The organism is Proteus sp. G2674, from assembly GCF_009915195.1.
Classification (GTDB): domain Bacteria; phylum Pseudomonadota; class Gammaproteobacteria; order Enterobacterales; family Enterobacteriaceae; genus Proteus; species Proteus mirabilis.
The window spans coordinates 76,349-101,921 of sequence record NZ_JAABLS010000005.1 but is presented as its reverse complement, the minus strand read 5'-3'; the positions used below and the strand labels follow the sequence as shown (position 1 = coordinate 101,921).

The following is a 25,573-nucleotide window of genomic DNA, read 5'->3' as shown; positions in this document are numbered from 1 at the left end:
ACCCAGTGATTAAGATCACAATAAACGAAATTCAGCTAATTTCAACACTGTTATTGGTGAAAAATAAATAAAAAATGACTTACTGTCTCTAGAACATTCTTCTGGCTAATCCCATAGAATCAATTACCTTAGTGGAAATTTCTTCAACAGAGTAGTTTGTCGTATTTAGGTAAGGAATGTTATTTTTCCTAAATAGCGCTTCAACTTCCGCTAATTCAATACGACATTGACGAATAGATGCATAACGACTGTTTTCACGACGTTCGCTACGGATAGCAGCAAGGCGTTCTGGGGCAATGGTTAAGCCAAACAATTTATGTTGATACTCTTTTAATTCAGGAGGCAATTTTAAAAAATCCATATCATCAGCAGTAAAAGGGTAATTAGCCGCTTGAATGCCAAATTGCATCGCTAAATATAAACTGGTAGGGGTTTTACCGCAGCGTGAGACACCGATTAAGATCACTTGCGCTTGGTCGAGATTGCGTAAAGAGATCCCATCATCATGAGATAAAGTGTATTCAATAGCAGCAATTCGAGCATCATATTTGCTGAGATTTTTTTCTGTTAAACCGTGCGTTTTATTTAATTGAGGTAGCGCTTGAACGCCAATTTCTTTTTCTAAGGGGAGAACTAATGACTGCACAATATCCTGACAGAATCCTTCACTACTATTTATTATTCGTTTTACATCAGGACTAATAATAGAGTAGAAAACCAGAGGCTTGGCGCCACTTTTTTTATAAATTTCATTAATCTTATTTTTTATTTCTTCTGCTCTTTCTACAGAAGATACAAAAGGTAAGGTATAGCTTTTCATTTTTAATGGAAATTGTGAGAGTACCGCATGGCCTAAGACTTCTGCAGTAATAGCGGTGCCGTCAGAGATAAAAAAAACAGTTCTATCAACAAGTTCATTATTATCACAGTTAATTGAATTCAAACTTAATATCATTCCTCTCACCTTTTTTTTAGCTGAATTAGCAATTCAGACAATATTATCTATAGTATTTTTAGTGATTATAAAGGATAAAAAAATAAAGTTTTCTGGTTGATCGATTCACCTTTCTATATTCTCCATAACATTGTGATACGCTTATTTATGTTGTCGTTTTGACAGCGGGTTTTTCTTTTTTTTCTCTCTCTCATTTGTTTAAAAAAGGATTGTTCTCAATGTCCAGCAATAGCCTCACCCCGTGCAATGTACTTTGGTATAACCAATTGGGTATGAATGACGTTGATCGTGTTGGTGGGAAAAATGCTTCCCTCGGTGAAATGATCACTAATCTTGCGGAACTGGGTGTGTCTGTTCCTAATGGATTTGCCACCACAGCGCAAGCGTTTAATGATTTTCTGGAACAAAGTGGTATTAATCAGCGTATTTATGAGCTACTCGATAGTATTGATGTTGATGATGTTAATCAATTAGCACAAGCGGGTAACCAAATTCGCCAATGGGTGATTGATACACCTTTTACCCCTCAGTTTGAGAAAGATATTCGTGATGCTTATCAGACCTTAAGTGAAGGTGAATCTGAAGCCTCATTTGCAGTACGATCATCAGCAACCGCTGAAGATATGCCTGATGCTTCTTTTGCCGGCCAACAAGAGACATTTTTAAACGTTCAAGGTATCGATGCAATTTTAGTTGCGATTAAACATGTGTTTGCTTCACTGTTTAATGATCGCGCAATCTCTTATCGTGTTCACCAAGGCTACGATCACCGCGGTGTTGCTTTATCTGCAGGTGTCCAACGTATGGTTCGCTCTGATTTAGCTTCATCAGGGGTGATGTTTACTATTGATACTGAATCAGGCTTTGATCAAGTAGTCTTTATTACCTCTGCTTATGGTTTAGGGGAAATGGTGGTTCAGGGGGCGGTTAACCCAGATGAATTCTATGTTCATAAACCAACTTTGGCGAAAGGTTTACCGGCAATTGTGCGCCGTAACCTAGGTTCTAAAAAGATCCAAATGGTTTATGCCGATAGCATTGAGCATGGTAAACAAGTCCGTATTGAAGATACGCCAGAAGCATTGCGCAATCGTTTCTCTTTAACTGATGATGAAGTGCAAGAGCTAGCAAAACAAGCGGTATTGATTGAACAACATTATGGACGTCCAATGGATATCGAGTGGGCTAAAGATGGTCATAATGGTCGTCTATATATTGTTCAAGCGCGTCCAGAAACAGTTCGTTCTAACCAACAAGTTATGGAACGCTATCAGTTAAATGAAACAGGCACTGTGATTGTAGAAGGTCGTGCAATTGGTCATCGTATTGGTAGCGGTACGGTTAAGGTTATCCATAACTTAAGTGAGATGGATAGAATAGAGGCGGGTGATGTGTTGGTCACCGATATGACAGATCCTGATTGGGAGCCTATCATGAAAAAAGCCTCTGCGATTGTGACTAATCGTGGTGGAAGAACCTGTCATGCAGCAATTATTGCTCGTGAATTAGGTATTCCAGCAGTGGTAGGTTGTGGCGATGCGACGGAGTGTATTAGCGAAGGGCAAGTGGTCACCGTCTCTTGTGCTGAAGGGGATACCGGATTTGTTTATGATGGGAAACTCGATTTTTCTATTCAAAGCTCCGCAATCGATAACATGCCAGAACTTGGCTTAAAAATCATGATGAACGTCGGTAATCCTGATCGCGCCTTTGACTTTGCTGGGTTACCAAATGATGGGGTAGGCCTTGCGCGTTTAGAGTTTATTATCAACCGTATGATTGGTGTGCATCCTCGCGCTTTACTCGAATACGAAGATCAAACAGATGCACTAAAAGCTGAAATTGATGAAATGATGGCGGGTTATGCATCACCTGTTGAATATTATATTGGTAAATTAACCGAAGGTATCGCAACACTCGCTGCAGCATTCTGGCCAAAACGTGTCATTGTTCGCTTGTCTGATTTTAAATCAAATGAGTATGCAAACTTAGTCGGTGGCGATCGCTATGAGCCTGATGAAGAAAACCCTATGTTAGGTTTCCGTGGTGCGGGTCGTTACGTATCGGATGATTTCCGTCGTTGCTTTGCACTCGAGTGTGAAGCAGTGAAACGTGTGCGTAATGAGATGGGATTAACTAACGTGGAAGTGATGATCCCATTTGTACGTACGGTGCGCCAAGCAGAAGAAGTGATAGATGAGTTAGCACGTAATGGTTTAAAACGTGGTGAGAATGGCTTAAAAGTGATTATGATGTGTGAAATTCCATCCAATGCTTTATTAGCCGATCAATTCTTGGCTCATTTTGATGGTTTCTCTATCGGCTCTAACGATATGACTCAGCTAACATTGGGCTTAGATCGTGATTCTGGTGTCGTCTCATCACTGTTTGATGAACGTAATGATGCGGTAAAAGCGCTATTATCTATGGCAATTCAATCAGCGAAACGTCAAGGTAAATACGTCGGGATCTGCGGACAGGGCCCTTCTGACCATGAAGATTTTGCACAGTGGTTAATGGAAGAGGGTATTGATAGCTTATCTTTAAACCCAGATACCGTTATTAAAACCTGGGTGAAATTAGCACAACAATAATTATATTATTATTGAATAATTAAAAGCTCACAAAATAATGTGAGCTTTTTTTATACTATTTATAAATAATAGATAAAAAAAAAGCCTATCATGGGCTGACAGGCAAAGACTACACACAGCAATATTTTATATACTTTAGTCTCGCCTTTTAATCTATTAATAAAATAGGCAAAACCATTAATTAAATGAAACATTCGTTTCGATGAGATTTATATTAAGAGAAATGAGTTAATTATTCTCTAAGAATTATCTCAATCAAAAAAATATTAGGATATTAAGAAGTGAATATAACTCGCTGGTAGCAAACAGGTTTAAAAAAATAAGAATTGTTTCAAATTGTAAATTTCAAGATATAAAAATAATAAAATACTCATAAATTGATAATCTTTATTAAAGTTTTAAGTAATACTTATAAAGCATGTAAGTGTTGATACTTACATGCTTTTATATTATTTACTCTTTTTCTATAAAGTTTTTATTCATAAATTCTACAGTTTCTGTTAAATCTGGATCGGGTTTAGGAACTTCATTGATCCACGCATTCAATAAACTGTGTGCTACGGCTAATACAACAGGGCCAATAAACAGACCAATCATACCGAGTGTTAAAATACCACCGATAACACCGGTCAAAATCAGTACCATAGGTAGGTCAGCTCCCATTTTGATGAGGAATGGACGTAGTACACCATCCATCGTCGCCACAATCCCACCCCAAATGATCATGACGATACCCCATGTAGTATCACCGGTCCAAAATAGCCATAGAATAGAAGGAACCAGAACGAACAAAGGTCCTAATTGCGCAAGGCAGCAAATAAACATCAATACCGTTAATACTGTGGCATAAGGCACACCCGAAATACCTAAGCCAATGCCACCAATAACGGCTTGGATCAGCGCAGTTAACACCACACCCAGCGCCACTGCACGAATTGACATGGAGGCTAATAAAATGGCTGCATCACCCCGTTGTCCGGCAAGACGCACAGCAAAATGGCGTAACCAAGCAACAACATTTTCACCTTGTAAAAAGAGTAATCCTGAAAAAAGTAACATGACAACTAAGTGAAGCGCAAAACGGCCAATATTTAAGGCTTGTGCAAAGAACCAATTTGCTGCTTGTCCAATATAGGGTTGGATCTTCGCCATTAAGGCATTACCACCAGAAACGAGAATAGAGTGCCAAGTTTCATAGAGTGTATTACCAACCATGGGGATCTCTTTCAACCATAGCAGTTGTGGTGGTTGAATATCTGAAGGTGATTTTGCTAGTTCAATCAATGGAGCACTGTTGTCAATAACACTACTAATTAACAAAATAATCGGAATGACGAAAATCAGTAATATTAAAATCATCATGATCATGGTTGATAGCCAGCGATATTTTACTCGTTTTTCTAAAATAATGAGTAAAGGCCAAGTGGCAACCACTATCATGCCAGCCCAAATAAAACCAACGATAAAAGGATTCAGGATCCAAAAACTACCGATAATAAAAAAAGAAATAAAAAGAACGGTGAATAAAATTTTGGGTATATCTGTATGGATCTGCGGTTTTTCCATGATTTTAAATCCCTACACGAATAAAATGCTAAAAGCAGATGAATAAACATGGCAAATATCATGTTGTTTATGTCACTACGCAATTTGCCAGAATTGTATGATAAGGTGAACAGGTATCGGTCTGAAAGTGCAAATTCAAATTATGCACCTCTTGGCATACATTGAGATAGTTTTAATAAAGCAATGTGGATAAATTAGATTAAAGAGCTATAACAAATGATCCCACGTATATCGCAAGCACCGCAAGTCAGTGAACTCACAACCGAATTTTTAAATACACTCCGACAAAATGGTTTTACAGGTGATATATCGAGCACTTATGCCGATAGACTCACTATGGCAACAGATAACAGTATTTATCAGTTGCTACCACAGGCGGTTATTTTTCCTCGTTCTACAGCGGATGTGACTATTGTAGCACGTTTAGTGGATGAACCTCGTTTTCATTCCCTCTCTCTGACACCAAGAGGTGGCGGAACCGGCACTAATGGTCAAGCGTTAACCGAGGGTATAGTGGTGGATTTATCTCGTTATATGAAACGTATTATTGAGATAAACCCAGAACAGCGATGGGTAAAGGTAGAAGCCGGTGTGATAAAAGATGAACTTAATCTGTTTTTAAAACCCTATGGTTTCTTTTTTGCGCCAGAACTGTCTACCAGTAATCGTGCGACATTAGGGGGAATGATCAATACCGATGCCTCAGGGCAAGGCTCTATGGTATATGGCAAAACCTCCGATCATGTATTAGGCGTCAGAGCCGTTTTACTAGGCGGAGAATTGCTTGAAACTCGCGCGATGGACAGCGCTTTAGCTGAAACTATTGCGAAAGAAGATTCTGCTGTTGGTCGGATATATCAAACGGTATTATCCCGTTGCAAAGCACAACGTCAGCTTATTCTCGAAAAATTCCCTAAACTGAATCGCTTTTTAACGGGCTATGATTTACGCCATGTGTTTAGCGATGACATGAAGCATTTTGATCTTACGCGTATTCTAACCGGCTCAGAAGGGACTTTGGCCTTTATTACCGAGGCAACACTCGATATTACCCCCATTCCAAAGCAGCGCAGTTTAGTGAATGTGAAGTATGACTCATTTGATTCCGCATTGCGTAACGCACCGTTTTTAGTAAAAGCAAAGGCGCTTTCTGTTGAAACTGTTGACTCCAAAGTATTAAACCTTGCTCGAGAAGATATTGTCTGGCATTCCGTTAATGCATTGATTACGGATGTGCCCGATAAAGATATGCAAGGGCTAAATATTGTTGAGTTTGCCGGTGATGATAAAACACTGATTGCCTCACAAGTGGAGGATTTATGTCAGCGCTTAGATAAGCTGATGAATAATGGCGAAGGGGGCGTTATCGGTTATCAGGTTTGTGATAACCTCGCCGATATTAACCGTATTTATGCCATGCGTAAAAAAGCAGTAGGGCTATTAGGTAATGCTAAAGGGCATGCTAAACCCATTCCTTTTGTTGAAGATACTTGTGTGCCACCAGAGCATTTAGCGGATTATATTACTGAATTTAGGGCATTACTTGATAGTTATCAGCTCAATTACGGTATGTTTGGTCATGTTGATGCTGGCGTATTGCATGTGAGACCTGCTTTAGATATGTGTGATCCGCAACAAGAACAACTCATGAAAACCATTTCTGATGAAATTGTTGCATTAACGGCGAAATATGGTGGCTTACTATGGGGGGAGCATGGAAAAGGCTTTAGAGCGCAATATAGTCCAGAATTCTTTGGCGAAACCCTTTATCACGAATTACGTCAAATAAAAACGGTGTTCGATCCTCGAAATAGACTTAACCCAGGTAAAATATGTCCTCCTCTCGAGGTTGAGGCGCCAATGAAACAGGTCGATGCTATTAAACGCGGTACATTTGATCGCACCATTCCTGTATCGGTTCGCGAAGATTTTCGCGGTGCATTAGAGTGTAATGGTAATGGATTATGTTTTAACTTTGATGTTAAAAGTCCAATGTGCCCTTCTATGAAAATAACTGGACAGCGTATTCATTCACCTAAAGGCAGAGCGACATTAGTCAGAGAGTGGTTACGCTTACTTACAGAGCAAGGAGTAAGCCCTCAGCAGTTAGAAACAAGTCTTACAAATAACAAACCTAGCTTACGGGGACTGATTGAAAAAACACGCAATACATGGAAAGCTAAACGTGGAGAATATGATTTCTCTCATGAGGTTAAAATAGCAATGAATGGTTGTTTAGCCTGTAAAGCGTGCTCTACACAATGCCCGATTAAAATTGACGTGCCATCATTTAGAGCCAAATTTACTCAGTTATATCATCAACGCTATTTACGTCCGCTAAAAGATCATATTGTGGCAAATGTTGAACTCACCACACCGTTAATGGCAAAAGTACCAAGTCTGTTTAATTTCTTTATTAAGCAACCATTGGTGCAATCGTTGAGTAAACGTACTATTGGTATGGTAGATCTGCCTCTATTGTCATCTCCGACATTAAAGCAGCAGTTAGCTGGACATAGCGCGTTAGCGATGACCTTGGAAGAGTTAGAGCAGTTATCAGAAAATCAACGAAGCCATTATGTTATCGTGGTACAAGATCCATTTACCAGTTATTACGATGCTAAAGTAGTTGCTGACTTTATTAAATTGATTGAAAAAATTGGTTTTAAACCTGTGCTATTGCCTTTTTCACCTAACGGAAAAGCACAGCATATTAAGGGCTTTTTACAGCAATTTAGTAAAACTGCACAAAAAACAGCAACGATGCTTAATCGAGTTGCACAGTTGTCCATTCCAATGGTAGGAGTCGACCCCGCTTTAGTTCTTTGCTACCGCGATGAATATCGGGAGATATTAGGGGATAAACGCGGTAACTTTAAGGTTCAACTGGTTCATGAGTGGCTAAATCAGTTAGTCAGTGAGCCGATTGAGATCTGCGAAGATGCTGAAAAATGGTATCTTTTTAGTCATTGTACAGAGTCAACGGCATTACCGCAAAGTATGCAACAGTGGCAAGCGATATTCCAACGTTATGGTCAACCACTTGAAGTGGTAACTACGGGGTGCTGTGGTATGGCGGGCACTTATGGGCATGAAGTGAATAACTATAAAAATTCATTGGGAATTTATCAACTGTCATGGGGAAATGCATTGAAAACACTCCCTACAGCACGTTGCTTGAGTACCGGATATTCTTGTCGTAGCCAAGTAAAACGTATTGATAATATTGAGTTAAAACATCCACTACAGGCGCTTTTGGAGATTATGCAATGATATGGAAACGAAAAACAACATTAGGACAACTTAATCATATTAGCCCAAATAATATGGTGGGACACCTTGGTATAGAACTCACCGCACTGGGTGAGGATTATCTTGAAGGCACCATGCCAGTAGATCAGCGTACTAAACAGCCTTTTGGCTTATTACATGGTGGCGCCTCTGTGGTATTAGCTGAAACCTTAGGGTCAATTGCTGGCTATTTATGCACAGAAGGTGAACAAAAAGTGGTGGGTTTAGAAATCAATGCCAATCATATGCGAGCAGTAAAAGAAGGGGTTGTAAAAGGTGTCTGTAAACCTATTCATTTAGGTCGTACACATCAAGTATGGTCAATAGAAATTTTTGATGACGCTGACCGTAAAGTCTGTATTTCACGTTTAACAACTGCGGTTATTGTTTAATTCGTTAATCAATAATAAACGCCTAAGGTTATTATTTCACTTTAGGCGTTTTTTATTTATTGAAATGAGGTCATGTGAAAAAATTATCTTTATTTAAGTTTAAATTTTAATGATAATTATTATCTTCATTATTATTAATAGTAAGAAAAAATGACATCAACTATTCTAAATTATAAAAGCGTTTTTATTTTAATCGGTAGTTTATTACTTACAGCATGTGATAACGAATCAACTCACAATAAGAGTGAAGAGATAATAAATTATCCTGTACGTACTATGTCGGGGTTTAATATCGCGTATCCAACTTCATTCTCATTAAATAGAGATGATACAGAACACTATTTTCAATTATTACCTGATCATGTCCAAGATGTCACATCACAGATGTTAGTTTATCAAGCCAAACCAGTATGCCAGTTATCAGAAGTTCGTTTAGTTTATTTTAAACTTGACGATATGATGAGCTATGATATTGATTCTGGAGCACAGGGTATCGTTGATAATATTTCCACTATTGATGGCATGAAAGAAACTTCAACAACAATAAAGCCTTTCACAGTGTCAGAAATGCCAGCTCGACAAATTTTCTTTGAAGGAAAGTTGTCTAATCAAAAAGTGAGCTATGAAGGGGTATTAATTGCGGATACTAACACAAATCGTGTATGGCAATTACAATTTATTGCTGAAAATAAAAGTAATAATAATCAAGAAGTTATTGATTGCACTAATAGGTATGTGAATTCAATTAGTATCAATCAATAAGTCATAAAAGCACACAATACAATAAGAAGTTATCACAAAAGTGGTGCTATCTTACCTATCAGTATAAGCATAAAAAGAAAATATTTTGCGATTATCAATTGTTGATTTTTTATGCTTTTTCTCTACATTTCAGTGACAAAGGTATAAAATGTATTTGCTTTGCAACTTTTATGCGTATTGTGCGAAATAAAGGAATTTAAAAAAGTTTTATTTTTGTAATGAAAAAAGATAAAAATTGTTACATTTCAATTTATTAAGCGCTATATTTAACAATTAAAAAGCAAAAAAAGAGCAACTTTTAAACGATTTTATAATATCCTTTCAAAAGACAGGGTTGAAGTGATAAGGGTTATCATTACCATTAGAGTCAGGAAAGATATTAATCTCCTTTCGAAATGAGGTCAGTAATGACAAACAATGTTGAAACTTTTTCTCTAAATGATACTGCTTGGCAAGGCATTGTGCTGACTGATAGTGCAGCGAAACATATTTGCCAATTAGTGGAGAAAAACCCTGAAAGTCAGGGACTTTCCTTAAGTATTAAGCCATCAGGTTGTACGGGCTATGGTTATGTTATTGAGCTTGCAGCAGGCCCCACAGAGGACGATCTTGTCTATGAACATAATGGCGCCAAGTTATTTGTTGCATTAAAAGCCATGCCATTCATTGATGGTTTAGTTGTTGATTATGTCCGTGAAGGACTTAATCAGATGTTTAAATTTAATAATCCTAAAGCTCAGAACGTCTGCGGATGTGGTGAGAGCTTTGGGGTATAACATAGTGAAGTCAGATTATGTCTCAGAGCAATGTTGAAATTGGTGATGAAGTTCAAGGCTGGCTCAGTGATCATCACTATAAAGAAGGGTTCTATACCGATATCTCAACCGATACGTTAGATAAAGGGTTGAATGAAGCGGTTGTGCGAGCTATTTCAGCTAAAAGAAATGAGCCAGAGTGGATGCTAGAGTTTCGTCTTGATGCTTATCGTCATTGGCTAGAGATGGAAGAGCCTCATTGGCTAAAAGCAGATTATCCATCGCTGAATTATCAAGATTATAGTTATTATTCAGCGCCATCTTGCGGTGCTTGTTGTGCCAATGGCAGTTGTGCTAGTGGTAACAATGAAGCAGTCTCAACACAAGAAACCCAAGATTATTTAACTAAAGAAGTTGAAGACGCATTTAATCAGTTAGGCGTGCCAGTAAGAGAAGGGCAGTCAGTGGCTGTAGATGCCATTTTTGACTCAGTATCGGTTTCTACCACTTATCGTGAAGAGCTAGCTAAACATGGTGTTATTTTCTGCTCCTTCGGTGAAGCGATTCAAGAATATCCTGAATTAGTACGCCAATATTTAGGTACAGTTGTTTCTAGCCACGATAACTATTTTGCGGCATTTAATGCGGCGGTCGCTTCTGATGGTACCTTTGTTTATATTCCTAAAGGTGTTCGCTGCCCTATGGAATTATCCACCTATTTTCGTATTAATGCGGCACAAACAGGCCAATTTGAACGTACGATTTTAATTGCGGATGAAGGAAGTTACGTCAGTTACATCGAAGGGTGTTCAGCACCTGTACGTGATAGCTATCAGCTTCATGCTGCCGTTGTTGAAGTTATCATTCATAAAGATGCCGAAGTGAAATATTCCACGGTACAAAACTGGTTCTCTGGCGGTGATAGCGAAGGCGGAATTCTTAACTTCGTCACTAAGCGTGCCCTTTGTGAAGGTGAGAACGCTAAAATGTCGTGGACTCAATCTGAAACAGGTTCAGCGATCACTTGGAAATACCCAAGTGTTATCTTAAAAGGAGATAATTCAACGGCTGAATTTTTCTCAGTGGCACTGACCAATGGTAACCAACAAGCTGACACGGGAACCAAGATGATCCACATCGGTAAAAATACCAAATCAACTATTATTTCTAAGGGTATTTCTGCGGGTAAAAGTCAAAATAGTTATCGCGGTTTGGTGAAAGTGTTACCTGGTGCGCAGAATGCACGTAACTACACACAATGTGACTCAATGTTAATTGGCACAGAGTGTGGTGCTCACACCTTCCCTTATGTTGAAGTCATGAATAACTCAGCACAATTAGAGCATGAAGCGACAACGTCACGTATTGGTGAAGATCAGTTATTTTACTGCCGTCAACGTGGATTAAGTGAAGACGATGCAATCTCAATGATTGTCAATGGATTTTGTAAGGACGTGTTCTCAGAATTACCGCTGGAATTTGCTGTAGAAGCACAAAAATTATTAGCAATCAGCTTAGAACATAGCGTTGGTTAACCATTAACCAAATTCTGGGTATAAAAATACCGAAGGCATATATTATGTTAGATATTAAAAATTTACATGTCAGTGTTGAAGGCAATGAAATTCTTAAAGGATTAGATTTGCAAGTACGTGCCGGCGAAGTGCACGCTATCATGGGGCCAAACGGTTCTGGTAAAAGTACATTATCCGCAACCTTAGCAGGTCGCGAAGAGTATGAAGTTGATGAAGGTAGTGTGACTTTTAAAAACAAAGATCTACTGGAATTAGAGCCTGAAGAGCGAGCGGGTGAAGGTATCTTTATGGCGTTTCAATATCCGGTAGAGATCCCCGGTGTCAGTAACCAGTTTTTCTTACAATCCTCAGTCAATGCGGTAAGAGAATATCGAGGCCAAGAGCCGTTAGATCGCTTTGATTTTGAAGATTTTATTGAAGATAAAATCAAACTATTGGATATGCCTCAAGATTTGTTAACTCGTTCTGTTAACGTAGGTTTTTCCGGTGGTGAGAAAAAACGTAATGATATTTTGCAAATGGCTGCCCTTGAACCTGAACTGTGTATCTTAGATGAAACCGACTCAGGACTCGATATCGATGCGCTAAAAATTGTCGCTAATGGTGTCAATAGCTTACGTGATGGTAAACGCGCCTTTATCGTGGTGACTCACTATCAACGTATCCTTGATTATATTAAACCTGATTATGTGCATGTGCTTTACCAAGGAAAAATCATTAAATCAGGTGATTTTTCATTAGCACAAAAATTGGAGGAACAAGGTTATGGCTGGCTTATTGACCCTCAATGAGAAACGTGAAAAACAGCATCAAGTAGAACAGCGTAATCAACAGGCATTAAAACAATTCTCTGCGCTATATCAACAGCGTAAAGGGGAAGATAATTTAAATGCACGTAATCACTGGCTACAAGTGGAAAAAGTGGGTTTTCCAGCTTATCGACACGAAGATTGGCATTATACGCCATTAGATGAGACGCTCAGTCAGCAATATCAAATGTTGCCACCTTTTGAGGTACAAGATTTAATTGAGCAACGGGCACTCTCATTTGATTGCTACCGTATCGTGATGGTTAATGGTGCATTTTCACCGGCTGAAAGTAGTCAAGATTTTGGTCCATACCAAGTGACATTACTGGATAACCAAAGTGAATTACCGCAAGCCATTAATGGTGAAGTGTTCTTGCATTTAGTTGAAAGTTTAGCGCAACAGCCGCTATTCATTACCTTGAAAAAAGGCGTAGTGGCAGATAAACCGCTTTATATCCTTAATATTACACAAGGTCATGCAGGGCAAGAAGTTAACAGTGCTAACTATCGTTTCCATCTTGATGTTGGCGCTAATGCTCAGATGCAAGTGATTGAACACTATATTAGTAGTGATGGTGAAAACCGTCATTTTACCGGGGCGAGATTAACCGCCACTATTGGTGATAATGCCTCGTTCAACCATATTAAACTTGGTTTTGAAAATGGCATTAGCCAACATTTTGCCCATAACGATTTAAGCATTGGACGAGATGCTCGTGTTAATAGTTATGCATTCTTGTTGGGGAATAAACTGAGTCGTCATCATACTAGCGCTGCACTGACGGGTGAGAACAGTGAGCTATCAATGAATAGTGTGGTATTACCCAAAGCGAACGAAATTGCCGATACTCGTACTTGGCTCGTGCATGGTGAGAAAAATTGCCTAAGCCGTCAATTACATAAAAGTATTGCAATGGATGCAGGGAAAGCCGTATTTAATGGCATGATCACAGTCACCCCTCAAGCGCTGAAAACAGATGGTCAAATGACCAATAACAACTTGTTATTAGGTGATAAAGCACAAATTGATACTAAGCCACAACTTGAGATCTATGCTGATGATGTGAAATGTAGTCATGGTGCAACGGTTGGGCGTATTGATGATGAGCAACTATTTTATCTACGTTCACGAGGTATTGCGTTAAGTGAAGCTCGCAAAATGATCATTCATGCATTTGCTGCCGAATTAACAGAATCATTAGAAAATAGTGTGATCAAAGCTCATGTTCTAGAGAGAATAAATCAACGCTTATCAGAGGTATAAAAAGGCATGATGACACATTCCATTGAAAAAGCGCGGGATGACTTTCCTATTCTTTCCCAGCAAGTGAAAGAAAAACCTTTAGTCTATCTCGACAGTGCCGCAAGTGCGCAAAAACCCGCTTGTGTCATGGAGCGTGAAAAACAGTTTGCCTTAACACAATATGCCGCGGTTCACCGCGGCATTCACACATTAAGTGCAAACGCCACCACCTTAGTGGAGAATGTTCGTAAGCAAGCAGCACATTTCTTAGGTGCAAAGAGCGAAGAAGAAATCGTTTTTGTAAAAGGAACGACAGAAGGGATCAATTTAGTCGCTTACAGTTATAGCCATCGTTTCCTAAATGATGGTGATAACATTATCATTACTGAAATGGAACACCACGCGAATATAGTGCCGTGGTATATGTTAGCAAAACAGTATGGTTTTCATGTCCGTGTTATTCCTCTGCTCGCTAATGGGCAACTCGATTTAGCGCAATTACCCCAATTAATTGATAACAGAACTAAGTTACTGGCGATCACTCATCAGTCTAATGTACTGGGAACCGTCAATCCTATTGCTGAAATTATTTGCCAAGCTAGAGAGTATTCGGCTCAGCAAGGGGGCGAGTTACATATTTTAGTTGATGGGGCACAAAGTGCGATGCATCAAGCTATCAATGTTAGTGCGTTAGATTGTGATTTTTTTGTATGTAGTGGTCATAAACTTTATGGGCCGACAGGGATTGGCTTGCTATATGGCAAAAAAGCGCTACTTGATGAATTACCTCCATGGGAAGGGGGGGGCGCTATGATAAAACATGTGCATATCAATGGTGATATTACCTACGCGGATGCGCCGTGGCGATTTGAAGCTGGAACGCCTAATATTATCGGTATCATTGGCTTAGGGGCAGCTTTGGAATATCTTGCTCAATTTGGTATGGATAAGATTGCTGCATATGAAAATAGCTTAATGCAATATGCACAACAACAATTAACCAAAGTAAAATCATTAACGCTTTATGGTAATGAAGCGCGTCAAGGTGTGATAGCATTTAATTTAGGTAAGCATCACGCTTATGATGTGGGGACTTTTCTTGATAACTATGGTATTGCTATTCGTACAGGTCATCACTGTGCAATGCCAATTATGGACTATTATCAGGTTCCTGCCATGTGTCGAGCTTCGTTGGGATTGTACAATAATAAAGCGGATATTGATGCACTAGTTAATGCGTTGTTACGCATTGAAAAACTATTAGGCTAACAATTAAAAAAGAGGTTATTCATGGCAATTGCGGCTTTGCCTGATGAAGCAAAATTATTACGCAATTTTTCTCGTTGTCAGGATTGGGAGCAACGTTATCTTTATATGATGGAGCTAGGAGAACGCTTACCACCATTAACAGATGAACAAAGAACGGCGGCTAATTTTATTGAAGGTTGTCAGAGCCAAGTCTGGATAGCGGTTGAATTAGATGAGCATAAACAGCTGATCTTAGCCGGTGATAGCGATGCAGGTATTGTAAAAGGATTAGTGGCATTAGTGATTATTCTTTTTCAAGGTAAAACGGTAGAGCAAGCTCTCGCCACTGATGTTAACCACTATTTCTCGACATTAGCACTGGAAAGTCATTTGACGCCATCTCGTACTCAAGGGTTACACGCTATGGTAACACGGTTAATGAAACGCTTTTCGGAATACACTGTAGCATAAATGTTACCCGATCCCATATTAATGTTCTAAACTGACTTATTATATGATAATCATAACGATGAGAATGTTATCATGATAATAGTCAGTTTATTTTATTGCTAACACACGGGATCAACAATGAAGAAATGGTTAACCTTATTGGGTGCATCGCTGTTAGGGATGAGCAGTCACTTAACTTATGCACATGAATACCTGCTACCTACGGATGGTTCACGTATCATTGGGGAAAATGTTTCTTACACCGTTCCTGATGATAAACGTTCTTTAGAAACGATCGCTGCACAATATCAAGTGGGTTTGCTAAATATGATGGAAGCCAACCCAGGTATTGATCCTCTATTACCCGAAGCGGGCAAAACACTACAAATTCCCTTACAGATGATCTTACCTGATACCGTGCGTAAAGGTATTGTCATTAATCTGGCAGAATTGCGCCTCTATTACTATCCCAAAGAAGGGGGAACAGTTGATGTCTATCCTATCGGTATTGGCCAATTAGGGCGGGAAACGCCTGAAATGGTGACATCTGTTTCTCAATTGATTAAAGATCCGACTTGGACGCCGACAGCCAATATTCGTAAAAATTATGCGGCTAAGGGGATCACGTTACCGGCAGTGGTACCAGCAGGGCCAGATAATCCAATGGGTGCATATGCGTTAAGATTAGCACACAGTCGTGGTGAGTATCTTATTCATGGTACTAATGCCGATTTTGGTATTGGCTTAAGAGTGAGTTCTGGCTGTATTAGATTACGTCCTGATGATATTGAAACACTGTTTAATGTGGTACCCAAAGGCAGTCGGGTTCAAGTGATCAATAAACCAATTAAATTTACTGAGACTGCAGATGGTAAGCAATTTATTGAAGTGCACCAACCACTCTCACAAAATGAAGATGACGATCCCCAGACGATGCCCCTAACGTTTACTAAACAATTTACGGCTTGGTATGAAAGTGGCAAAGTGGATAAAGCAAAAGTGGATGCAGAAATTATTCGTCGTTCAGGTATACCGGTCGATGTAACCGCATATTGATGATAGATATTCAATGATGAAAAAAAGCAGATACTTCATAGGTATCTGCTTTTTATTATTAATTAAAGCTGACTTAACGTTTTCAGCTTATTAAGCAGTCAAATTATTTTTTATAAGTAGTTACTTGGTTATCTAGACGCTGATTAGCACGAGCTGCTTCATCATAAGCGGCTTTTGCTTGAGCGTTAGCTGATTGAACATCACTACTTAGTTGTTGAACTTGCGTATTTAAACGGTTTACATCAGAAGAGATTTGGTCTAATTGTGCGTTGTTGCTAGAAGAACAACCTGCTAATAGGCCTGAAGCCAGAATTACCGCACCTAGTACAATTTTTGCTTTCATTGTGACAACCTCTATTATTAGTTTGTTTAAAGGAACAAGTAGCATTTTGTATGAAGCCACTAGTAAGTATGGCACAGTTATAAGAAAATACAGAATTTATTTATAACTAGCTATAACTACTTACTCTTTATATGACAATATGAAAAATAACCTACAACAAGCAAATAACCAGTATAAAAAATGCGTGTTATTTCACAAAAGATTTTTATTCGTAAAAGTCTGATATAAAAAAATTTTCTCCGTGCTAAACTATTTTAGTTTCTATCTAAAGCATTTTACAATGCCTCTTCCAAATTGACCTTAATAAAAACCGCGCTACTTTCATTTTTAAATGACTCAAGTGTGAACTTTTGAAAGTTTAAGTTGTTGTAGCCTCTGAAGAAAAAGATCCCCCGTTCTAAATCAGTTAGCGCCGTCCAGACAGAAAATTCACTAGTATGAAGTTTAGTTAGCGTATCATTACCTAATAGTGGATCAATGGTTGCATCTTTAGGGCGATCGAAGCGATTCATGATATGAGCAAGCTCAATAAGCTGTTTATCGGGATCAGAAACTTTGTGGTAATAGGTTGAATAATAAACTGCACGAATAAATCTATCTACAGAAGTATCTGAGCTAGGTAATGTTGCTAACGCAATACCACTATCAGGTTGGTTGATTTTAATACGACCTAATGTGCTACTGGAAACGTTGATATTAGAAAGATGAGTGTAGTTGTTTAAATTAGTCAAATGCCACGGGAAAATAGGGCCATTGGTCATGCAATAGGTAGGATTATCATAAATATGTAATTTACCATCAGAGACTTCGACAACAATACAATCACCGGTTTTATCATAAAATGCGTAATGGAAAGGGCTTGGTAAGTTACGTAACAATAATAGCTTTTGTGACCAAAAATGGGTTTGGGGGATAATCTCTTTTAACTCTTTAACCGTCGCATATTGTCCTAATGCCCACTCACCAATAGCAGCAATAGGAACAGAGCTTGCGTAATATTTGGGATCGAGATCATCTAACTTAGAGTTAGGTAGCATATTTAAGCTAAAAGAGAGTCCCTGACTATTTACACCTTCAAGTACATCTTTGGTACCCGATAAGTTAATAGGAGCGGTAATAGCCATGAAAGGATATTTAACGCTGTACTTTAATCCGGGGGTTCCATCAGGGGCATTTTGCTGAAAAGTATGACCTTGTGGATAATAAGCTAAGATAGACGTTGGCTCATCAGATGAAAACTCCATTGTCCGACCATGATAAACACGTTTTTTCTTGTCAGTAATCGCAAGTGTTGTGCAAGCGAAGGGGTGTCGGTTATTTTCTATCATCTTTTTTTTGTTCCTTATTAAATCAAATCTAAATTAAATAATTATTAATTTTAAAACTTAGATTTAAAATTTCATTTACATTTATATTTTAAATTAAGTGTTATTACTTAATGCTATAACGGTTATTTCTCATAATTCAAGTTTTATTATAGTACAAATATTTTATTCTAAATGTACATAAATAAATTAACATAAAAGCAAGTGGAATATTATTAATATCATTTAAAATCAATGGGTTGTTATTTTTTGTAGAGTGTTAAAGTTGATTTGATAAATATACTCTCATTGTTTTCATAAAATATAAAAAATTTTTCATTACTGGAATTATTAGACTATCTTTTAAAGTAGGTATTTAAAATTATTTAGTCACTAATGTAATAATAATTAGTAAAGGTAATTTCAAGATGAATAAAAAAACGCCAAGTTATAGTTCACTCGATGATGTTTATGCATCGGTTGATTTATCACAATCCTTACCGAAAACACATTTTCCGCAACAAGAGAGCCATCCTCGTCATGTTTTTGATGCTGTAAGGGATGAGCTGATGCTAGATGGCAATTCAAGACAAAATCTGGCCACATTTTGTCAAACCTGGGTAGATGATGAGATCCGTGATTTGATGAATTTATCTATCGATAAAAACATGATAGATAAAGATGAATATCCACAAACGGCAGAAATTGAAAACCGTTGTGTTCATATGCTTGCTGATTTATGGCACTCACCCGATCCACTCAATACCCTAGGTTGTTCAACCATTGGCTCCTCTGAAGCGGCAATGCTAGGGGGACTTGCATTAAAATGGCAATGGCGTAAAAAACGCCTTGCTGCTGGGAAAGCGACAGATAAACCCAATATTATTTGTGGGCCAGTTCAAGTTTGTTGGCATAAATTTGCCCGTTATTTTGACGTTGAACTCAGAGAGATCCCGCTTGAAGGTGATCGCTTGATGATGAGTCCAGAAGAGGTCATTAAACGTGTTGATGAAAATACTATCGGTGTAGTGCCAACATTAGGGGTGACCTTCACCTGTACTTATGAGCCAGTAAAAGCGGTACATGATGCACTCGATCAACTACAAAAAGAGACCGGACTTGATATTCCTATTCATGTTGATGGTGCGAGTGGTGGCTTTTTAGCGCCTTTCTGTGCACCTGATTTAGAATGGGATTTCCGTTTACCGCGTGTTAAATCCATTAACTCATCAGGCCATAAGTTTGGTTTAGCGCCATTGGGCTCTGGTTGGGTAGTATGGCGTGAAGCTAAAGACTTACCGGAAGAGCTTATTTTTAATGTGAACTACCTTGGCGGTAATATGCCAACCTTTGCGCTTAATTTCTCACGTCCCGGTGGGCAAATTATTGCTCAATACTATAATTTCTTGCGTCTTGGTAGAGAAGGGTATGCGAAGATCCACAATGCCTGTTATCACACCGCGCAATACCTTGCTCGAGAAATTGAAAAGCTAGGGCCTTTTGAAATGATCTTCAGTGGTGATAGTCAAAAAGGAATACCTGCATTAGCGTGGAAACTGAAAAAAGAGGCTAAGGTAAGCTACTCCTTATATGACATCGCTGATAAATTGCGTAGCCGTGGCTGGCAAGTACCCGCTTATTCTATGCCTGCTGATCGCCAAGATTTAGTTATTCAACGTATTCTTGTTCGTCATGGTGTGAGTTTAGATTTGGCGACATTACTGATAGAAGATATGAAACGTACTCTCGATTATTTCGAAAAACATCCTGTCAGCACACCTTTATCTGAAGAGGACGGCGGTGGCTTTAACCACAGCTAAACAGGCTCTTTTATTTGGTAATAGGTTGGAGAAATAGACTCTTTTTCTCCAGCCTTGATTATCTGCACACCATTATTTCATTGCATACACGTAGGAGAATGAGCATGGCGACATCTGCAACAAGTTCTGCCTCAAAACAGCTCACATTATTAGGTTTTTTTGCCATAACTGCATCCATGGTGATGGCGGTTTATGAGTATCCAACTTTTGCAACTTCCGGCTTTAGTCTAGTCTTTTTCTTATTACTAGGCGGTTTGTTGTGGTTTATTCCTGTTGCATTATGTGCAGCTGAAATGGCAACCGTTGAAGGATGGCAAGAAGGGGGCGTATTTGCCTGGGTATCTAATACGCTAGGGGAGCGCTGGGGATTTGCGGCTATCTCTTTTGGTTATTTACAAATAGCGATTGGTTTTATTCCAATGCTTTATTTCGTATTAGGGGCATTATCTTATATTCTTGATTGGACTGAGTTAAATACCGATCCGCTCACCAAAACGATTGCCGCATTAGTGATTTTATGGGGATTAGCTTTAACTCAATTTGGCGGAACTAAATACACGGCTACTATTGCTAAATTAGGTTTCTTCGCAGGGATATTATTACCGGCAATTATTTTAGTGCTTTTAGCTATTAGTTATCTGGTCAGTGGTGCGCCTTTAGCAATAGAAATCAGCAGCAAAACCTTTTTCCCTGATTTTACTCAAATTGGTACTTTAGTGGTTTTTGTGGCCTTTATTTTAAGCTATATGGGCGTTGAAGCCTCAGCCACTCACGTCAACGAAATGAAAAATCCGGGCCGTGATTATCCGCTTGCCATGTTTTTATTAATGATTGTGGCAATATGCTTAAGCTCTATTGGTGGTTTATCTGTTGCGGCAGTGATCCCTCATAACGAAATTAACTTATCTGCGGGTGTGGTTGAAACCTTTAGTGTTTTAGTCAGCCATTTTAGTACCGGATTAGTTTGGGCAGTTAAAATTATTGCTGCACTATTATTGCTTGGCGTCTTGGCTGAAATTGCGTCGTGGATCGTTGGGCCTTCACGGGGAATGTTTGTGGCCGCACAACAAGGTATTCTTCCGCCAACACTGGCTAAAGTAAATAAAAATGGTGTACCGGTAGCTTTAGTGATCACTCAGCTAATTATTACTACTATTGCTATAGTGGTACTGACTAACACCGGTGGTGGGGGTAATATGTCATTTCTTATTGCTTTAGCGCTGACGGTGGTGATTTATCTATGTAGCTATTTCATGCTGTTTATTGGCTATATGCATTTGGTTTGCAAGCAAGCTGATAAGAAACGTGCATTTAATATTCCCGGTGGTAAAGGTGTTAAATTATTAGTGGCCGTTGTCGGTCTGATTGTGTCTATTTTAGCTTTTGTTGTTTCATTCTTCCCGCCTAGCTCTTTACCGGGGGGCAGTAGTGATACAACGTATGTTTCATTGCTAGTGGTGAGTTTTATTATCATTTTTGCTTTACCTTTTATTATTTATGCGTGCTCTCGCAAAGGTAATAAAGCCAATGTATCGATGATCCACATTAAGAGTCATAATGCACCGAAAGGACACTTTTTTATCCATCCTCGTGCTCGTTCAACGCATTATTTAGTGCCAATAGATAAAACAGGTCATGATAGTCAGCAACAGAAATAATCTCTTTGGCAGTAGATCAAGGTGATATGTTTTATAAAAAGTTGCGATAAAAAAGCCATCCGTTAAAACGGATGGCTTAAATTTTTTAATTACAAATTAGCTATAATCGAGTATTACAGAACGTGTACTGATGAAGTATTTGTCGTTCCACTATCAACCAGTGCACCTGTAACCATAACAACACGATCACCTGCATGGGCTAAGCCACTTGATAATGCTGCATCTTTACCGATACGGTAGAAGTCATCAGTAGAAGCAATTTTATTAACTAATTGTGTTGTTACACCTTTTACTAACAGTAATTGGCGTGCGGTCTCTTCATTATTTGTTAATGCTAAGATAGGCGCTGTTGGGAAATATTTACGGATAGAGCGCGCTGATTTACCGCCATAAGTTGCTACAACGATAAGAGGAGCATCTAATTTCTCCGCCATTTCTACAGCACCACGACAAACAGCTTCTGTTACACGTAATTTAGCACCTAATTGGTAAGACTCTAAACGTGATTTCATGATGCGATCAGTACGATCACAGATAGTCGCCATAATAGTCACAGCTTCTACTGGATATTTACCTTTCGCACTTTCACCGGATAGCATAACAGCATCAGTACCATCTAAAATAGCATTGGCAACGTCACCAGCTTCTGCACGAGTAGGGCGTGGATTTTTGATCATGGAATCTAACATCTGTGTTGCAGTGATAACCACTTTACGTGCAGCGTTACATTTTTCGATCATCATTTTTTGTGCGAAGATAACTTCTTCAACAGGGATCTCAACACCTAAGTCACCACGTGCAACCATGATACCGTCAGAGGCTTCTAAAATTTCGTCAAAGTTATTTAAACCTTCTTGGTTTTCAATTTTAGAGATGATCATGATGTTTTCGCCACCGTGTGCTTTTAAGTGAGCACGCATCTCTTCAACATCTGAACGTTTACGAATAAAAGAAGCGGCAACAAAGTCAACGCCTTGTTCGCAACCAAAGATAAGATCTTGTTTATCTTTTTCTGCTAATGCCGGTAAGCCGATAGAAACACCTGGTAAGTTAACGCCTTTATTTTCGCCTAAATCACCGTTGTTGAGTACTTCACATACCACTTCAGTATCAGTGACTTTAATGACTTTCATACCGATAAGGCCGTCATCGACTAATACGGTATTGCCGACAGTTAAGTCTCTTGCGAAACCGTCATAAGTGACCGCAACGCGATCTTTATTACCAACAACAGAAGTATCTGTTGTAAAGGTAAAAGTCTGACCTGCAACTAAAGAGACATCGTTACCACCTTCTAATTTAATGGTGCGGATCTCAGGTCCTTTAGTATCTAATAAAATGGCTGCTTTTTTGCCTGTTTTTGCGCAGACATTACGCAGGTTTTTGATACGGTTGCCATGCTCTTCATAGTCACCGTGAGAGAAGTTCAGACGCATTACGTTCATGCCTGCGTCCAGTAATTGAGTCAGTTTTTCTTCAGATTCGGTTTTTGGCCCGATGGTGCAAACAATTTTTGTCTTTTTCATGGCAGTCTATTAATGATTCTATTGTAATGGATGAATAAGGATTAATGTTGTTGGGTTATATCAATCATCTTAACAGTGCGAAACACGATAAGTGCATTCATTTCTAGCTAATAAGTTGCGCAACATGTGAGTGGCTCCAACAACATGATAAAAATTTTGTCACTATTTTGTATAAAAGATTGCTAGACATCTTACATTATAGTCTATCATGATTCATTTGTTCTGTTTTCTAAAGATGCCTGTAAATCAATACGCTGAAACCTTTCAACAAAATTATGTTTTGTATTATAGAGGTTAATTTCCATGAAGAAAATCGAAAAAAGGTAAATTTAAGTGATGTGATCAAAATAGGGCTCTGATTGCTTGTTTTTTAAGCGTTTTGTTGCGCAATTAAATTTTGCGTAATCATTTTGTTGTGGTGTAGGGGAGGTAACACGAAATATAACAAGAATTAAGAAAGAGAAATGGTGCGTCCAAGTGGACTCGAACCACCGACCCCCACCATGTCAAGGTGGTGCTCTAACCAACTGAGCTATGGACGCACTGTATTGAAATGTTGTTCAGAGTAAATGGTGCGTCCAAGTGGACTCGAACCACCGACCCCCACCATGTCAAGGTGGTGCTCTAACCAACTGAGCTATGGACGCATTCTTTATTCTGGGTGACAACGGAGACGAATATTAGCGAGATGATTTGCTTCTGGCAAGAGGAAAAACACAAATTTGTATTCAACTGCTCGTATTTAAAGCTATTTGTTGATATTTGTGTCATTCCTTTGCCAAAAAATAACGCTTTAATGGAAGTATTAACGCTCCGAGCGTAATAAGACAACCTCATCAGATTGACGCTGGATCCACCAAATACGTGTTCCCATCATAATTGCAGAAGCGGTTAAACCTAAAATAAAACCAATCCAGAACCCCGCAGGCCCCATTGCTTCAACAATATAATCCGTTCGTCCCAAGAGATATCCGGAAGGCAAACCAATTACCCAATAAGCGATAAAGGTAATAAAAAAGATAGAGCGAGTATCTTTATAACCCCGTAATACCCCTGAACCAATAACCTGTACGGAATCTGACAACTGATAAAGTGCGGCGAATAACATAAGATGAGAGGCTAATGTCACCACTTCAATGTTATCGTTATACATTAAAGCAATTTTTTCTCTAAAAATAATAGAGAAAATAGCGGTACAACTTGCCAGCATTAATCCGACAGCAAGGGCTGTAATGGCTGAAGTACGAGCTTGCTCTGTAGAACGTTGCCCAAGGTTATAACCCACACGAATTGTTGCAGCTATTCCCAAGGAAAGGGGGAACATAAACATTAATGAGCTAAAATTAAGGGCTATCTGGTGACTTGCAACAGCCGTTACACCTAATGGTGAAACTAATAATGCCACAACAGCAAACAGTGTTACTTCAAAAAATAGTGCTAGCCCTACAGGTAACCCTAACAATGTAATACGTTTTATTGTGTGGAATTCAGGTAACACTAGGCGTTTTTTGGGCATAACATCCCGTTGTGTTGGTGCTCGACGCACATAGTAGCGCATCATTAAGAACATCGCCCAAAAAACAGAGGCGGTTGCCACACCACAACCAATCCCACCTAATTGTGGGGCACCAAATTTACCGTAAATAAAGGCGTAGTTAACAGGAATGTTAATTAATAATCCAATAAAGCCGATGATCATGCCTGGTTTTGTTTTTGATAATCCCTCACATTGGCTTCTCAGTACTTGATAATAGAGACAACCAGGAGCCCCCCACATAATGGCATGAATAAATCCAATGGCTTTTTCTGCAAGCTCAGGCTCGATATCATGTTGCGCTTCAATAATAAAACGGCTGTTATAAAGAATGGCAATGACCATGATGGATAAAAAAGTGGCAAGCCAAAAACCTTGCTGTGTACGATTAGCAATATGCTTTCGTTGTCCTGAACCATTTAATTGTGCAACGATGGGGGTCAATGCCATTAATATACCTTGACCTAATAAAATCGTTGGCAACCAAATCGACGTACCTACAGCAACCGCAGACATTTCTGTGGCATTGACAGCACCTGCCATCACGGTATCAACTACTCCCATAGCAGTTTGGGAGAATTGAGCGATGATAACAGGGATACCAAGAGCAAGTAAGCTACGCGCTTCTTTTATATACTTCTGCACGCATACACCTTTATTCATTATAATAAGACGGAAGGGAGGAAAGAACGTCACATGTTAATATGGCGTAAAATAATCCTTAAGCAAACA

General features: G+C 38.9%; 19 protein-coding genes and 2 tRNA genes. 13 read left to right on the top strand and 8 right to left on the bottom strand.

Going from position 1 to position 25,573, the window contains the following annotated elements:
* Positions 1 to 88: 88 nt before the first annotated feature.
* Complete coding sequence (gene ppsR / locus GWI58_RS00935) at positions 89 to 955, bottom strand: posphoenolpyruvate synthetase regulatory kinase/phosphorylase PpsR (protein ID WP_004243173.1); 867 nt, start codon at positions 953 to 955, stop codon at positions 89 to 91.
* Positions 956 to 1,173: 218 nt separating this feature from the next.
* On the opposite strand from ppsR, the gene ppsA reads away from it, so the two are divergent.
* A complete protein-coding gene (ppsA, locus tag GWI58_RS00930) occupies positions 1,174 to 3,549 on the top strand; it encodes a phosphoenolpyruvate synthase (protein WP_004243172.1) in 2,376 nt (791 codons plus the stop codon).
* A 453-nt stretch (positions 3,550 to 4,002) separates the two neighbouring features.
* Here ppsA and ydiK read toward each other — a convergent pair whose 3' ends face one another.
* Positions 4,003 to 5,115 carry an AI-2E family transporter YdiK gene (gene ydiK / locus GWI58_RS00925; RefSeq protein WP_004243171.1) on the bottom strand — a complete coding sequence of 371 codons (1,113 nt, stop codon included), beginning with the start codon at positions 5,113 to 5,115 and terminating at the stop codon, positions 4,003 to 4,005.
* Positions 5,116 to 5,331: 216 nt separating this feature from the next.
* On the opposite strand from ydiK, the gene ydiJ reads away from it, so the two are divergent.
* The 10 genes from ydiJ to GWI58_RS00875 all read left to right on the top strand — a co-directional run bounded on the left by ydiJ (position 5,332) and on the right by GWI58_RS00875 (position 16,656).
* Entirely contained in the window at positions 5,332 to 8,388 is a 3,057-nt protein-coding gene (gene ydiJ, locus GWI58_RS00920) for a D-2-hydroxyglutarate dehydrogenase YdiJ (RefSeq protein ID WP_161768830.1), read from the top strand.
* The gene (locus GWI58_RS00915; RefSeq protein WP_004243169.1) at positions 8,385 to 8,798 is read left to right on the top strand and encodes a hotdog fold thioesterase; all 414 of its coding nucleotides are present in this window, start codon (positions 8,385 to 8,387) and stop codon (positions 8,796 to 8,798) included. The genes ydiJ and GWI58_RS00915 overlap by 4 nt, the downstream gene beginning before the upstream one ends.
* A gap of 150 nt (positions 8,799 to 8,948) precedes the next feature.
* Positions 8,949 to 9,560, top strand: a complete 612-nt coding sequence (locus GWI58_RS00910) for a hypothetical protein (protein ID WP_004243168.1) — start codon at positions 8,949 to 8,951, stop codon at positions 9,558 to 9,560.
* A gap of 407 nt (positions 9,561 to 9,967) precedes the next feature.
* Positions 9,968 to 10,336, top strand: coding sequence for a Fe-S cluster assembly scaffold SufA (sufA, locus tag GWI58_RS00905; RefSeq protein WP_004243167.1), 369 nt, complete (start codon positions 9,968 to 9,970; stop codon positions 10,334 to 10,336).
* Between the two features lie 17 nt (positions 10,337 to 10,353).
* Complete coding sequence (sufB, locus tag GWI58_RS00900) at positions 10,354 to 11,850, top strand: Fe-S cluster assembly protein SufB (RefSeq protein WP_161768829.1); 1,497 nt, start codon at positions 10,354 to 10,356, stop codon at positions 11,848 to 11,850.
* Positions 11,851 to 11,894: 44 nt separating this feature from the next.
* Complete coding sequence (gene sufC / locus GWI58_RS00895) at positions 11,895 to 12,641, top strand: Fe-S cluster assembly ATPase SufC (protein WP_004243163.1); 747 nt, start codon at positions 11,895 to 11,897, stop codon at positions 12,639 to 12,641.
* Complete coding sequence (gene sufD, locus GWI58_RS00890; protein ID WP_041701140.1) at positions 12,616 to 13,923, top strand: Fe-S cluster assembly protein SufD; 1,308 nt, start codon at positions 12,616 to 12,618, stop codon at positions 13,921 to 13,923. Before sufC ends, sufD begins: the two co-directional genes overlap by 26 nt.
* Positions 13,924 to 13,929: 6 nt before the next feature.
* Positions 13,930 to 15,171, top strand: a complete 1,242-nt coding sequence (sufS, locus tag GWI58_RS00885; protein ID WP_004243160.1) for a cysteine desulfurase SufS — start codon at positions 13,930 to 13,932, stop codon at positions 15,169 to 15,171.
* Positions 15,172 to 15,192: 21 nt separating this feature from the next.
* A complete protein-coding gene (gene sufE, locus GWI58_RS00880; protein WP_004243158.1) occupies positions 15,193 to 15,621 on the top strand; it encodes a cysteine desulfuration protein SufE in 429 nt (142 codons plus the stop codon).
* 117 nt (positions 15,622 to 15,738) lie between these two features.
* Positions 15,739 to 16,656 carry a L,D-transpeptidase family protein gene (locus GWI58_RS00875; protein ID WP_004243156.1) on the top strand — a complete coding sequence of 306 codons (918 nt, stop codon included), beginning with the start codon at positions 15,739 to 15,741 and terminating at the stop codon, positions 16,654 to 16,656.
* A gap of 103 nt (positions 16,657 to 16,759) precedes the next feature.
* Here GWI58_RS00875 and GWI58_RS00870 read toward each other — a convergent pair whose 3' ends face one another.
* Together GWI58_RS00870 and GWI58_RS00865 are read right to left on the bottom strand one after the other, a co-directional pair.
* Complete coding sequence (locus GWI58_RS00870; protein ID WP_004248171.1) at positions 16,760 to 16,999, bottom strand: Lpp/OprI family alanine-zipper lipoprotein; 240 nt, start codon at positions 16,997 to 16,999, stop codon at positions 16,760 to 16,762.
* A 275-nt stretch (positions 17,000 to 17,274) separates the two neighbouring features.
* Positions 17,275 to 18,327, bottom strand: a complete 1,053-nt coding sequence (locus tag GWI58_RS00865; RefSeq protein ID WP_161768828.1) for a linear amide C-N hydrolase — start codon at positions 18,325 to 18,327, stop codon at positions 17,275 to 17,277.
* A 404-nt stretch (positions 18,328 to 18,731) separates the two neighbouring features.
* On the opposite strand from GWI58_RS00865, the gene GWI58_RS00860 reads away from it, so the two are divergent.
* Positions 18,732 to 20,123, top strand: coding sequence for a glutamate decarboxylase (locus GWI58_RS00860; RefSeq protein WP_161768827.1), 1,392 nt, complete (start codon positions 18,732 to 18,734; stop codon positions 20,121 to 20,123).
* 104 nt (positions 20,124 to 20,227) lie between these two features.
* Positions 20,228 to 21,781: a glutamate:gamma-aminobutyrate antiporter gene (gadC, locus tag GWI58_RS00855; RefSeq protein ID WP_161768826.1), complete on the top strand. Its 1,554-nt coding sequence runs from the start codon at positions 20,228 to 20,230 to the stop codon at positions 21,779 to 21,781.
* Between the two features lie 113 nt (positions 21,782 to 21,894).
* Here the strand turns inward: gadC and pykF are convergent, their stop codons facing one another.
* The 4 genes from pykF to GWI58_RS00835 form a co-directional block, all read right to left on the bottom strand.
* Positions 21,895 to 23,307 (bottom strand): pyruvate kinase PykF, encoded by a 1,413-nt coding sequence (pykF, locus tag GWI58_RS00850; protein ID WP_004248168.1) that lies wholly within the window; start codon positions 23,305 to 23,307, stop codon positions 21,895 to 21,897.
* A 465-nt stretch (positions 23,308 to 23,772) separates the two neighbouring features.
* A tRNA-Val gene (locus GWI58_RS00845) sits at positions 23,773 to 23,849 on the bottom strand.
* Between the two features lie 28 nt (positions 23,850 to 23,877).
* Positions 23,878 to 23,954, bottom strand: a tRNA-Val gene (locus tag GWI58_RS00840).
* 158 nt (positions 23,955 to 24,112) lie between these two features.
* Complete coding sequence (locus GWI58_RS00835; RefSeq protein ID WP_004248167.1) at positions 24,113 to 25,486, bottom strand: MATE family efflux transporter; 1,374 nt, start codon at positions 25,484 to 25,486, stop codon at positions 24,113 to 24,115.
* Positions 25,487 to 25,573 lie beyond the last annotated feature (87 nt).

Bases quoted from the DNA above. Each gene is read 5' to 3' on its own strand.
- ppsR (WP_004243173.1), bottom strand. From the start codon at position 955: ATGATATTAAGTTTGAATTCAATTAACTGTGATAATAATGAACTTGTT.
- ppsA (WP_004243172.1), top strand. From the start codon at position 1,174: ATGTCCAGCAATAGCCTCACCCCGTGCAATGTACTTTGGTATAACCAA.
- ydiK (WP_004243171.1), bottom strand. From the start codon at position 5,115: ATGGAAAAACCGCAGATCCATACAGATATACCCAAAATTTTATTCACC.
- ydiJ (WP_161768830.1), top strand. From the start codon at position 5,332: ATGATCCCACGTATATCGCAAGCACCGCAAGTCAGTGAACTCACAACC.
- GWI58_RS00915 (WP_004243169.1), top strand. From the start codon at position 8,385: ATGATATGGAAACGAAAAACAACATTAGGACAACTTAATCATATTAGC.
- GWI58_RS00910 (WP_004243168.1), top strand. From the start codon at position 8,949: ATGACATCAACTATTCTAAATTATAAAAGCGTTTTTATTTTAATCGGT.
- sufA (WP_004243167.1), top strand. From the start codon at position 9,968: ATGACAAACAATGTTGAAACTTTTTCTCTAAATGATACTGCTTGGCAA.
- sufB (WP_161768829.1), top strand. From the start codon at position 10,354: ATGTCTCAGAGCAATGTTGAAATTGGTGATGAAGTTCAAGGCTGGCTC.
- sufC (WP_004243163.1), top strand. From the start codon at position 11,895: ATGTTAGATATTAAAAATTTACATGTCAGTGTTGAAGGCAATGAAATT.
- sufD (WP_041701140.1), top strand. From the start codon at position 12,616: ATGGCTGGCTTATTGACCCTCAATGAGAAACGTGAAAAACAGCATCAA.
- sufS (WP_004243160.1), top strand. From the start codon at position 13,930: ATGATGACACATTCCATTGAAAAAGCGCGGGATGACTTTCCTATTCTT.
- sufE (WP_004243158.1), top strand. From the start codon at position 15,193: ATGGCAATTGCGGCTTTGCCTGATGAAGCAAAATTATTACGCAATTTT.
- GWI58_RS00875 (WP_004243156.1), top strand. From the start codon at position 15,739: ATGAAGAAATGGTTAACCTTATTGGGTGCATCGCTGTTAGGGATGAGC.
- GWI58_RS00870 (WP_004248171.1), bottom strand. From the start codon at position 16,999: ATGAAAGCAAAAATTGTACTAGGTGCGGTAATTCTGGCTTCAGGCCTA.
- GWI58_RS00865 (WP_161768828.1), bottom strand. From the start codon at position 18,327: ATGATAGAAAATAACCGACACCCCTTCGCTTGCACAACACTTGCGATT.
- GWI58_RS00860 (WP_161768827.1), top strand. From the start codon at position 18,732: ATGAATAAAAAAACGCCAAGTTATAGTTCACTCGATGATGTTTATGCA.
- gadC (WP_161768826.1), top strand. From the start codon at position 20,228: ATGGCGACATCTGCAACAAGTTCTGCCTCAAAACAGCTCACATTATTA.
- pykF (WP_004248168.1), bottom strand. From the start codon at position 23,307: ATGAAAAAGACAAAAATTGTTTGCACCATCGGGCCAAAAACCGAATCT.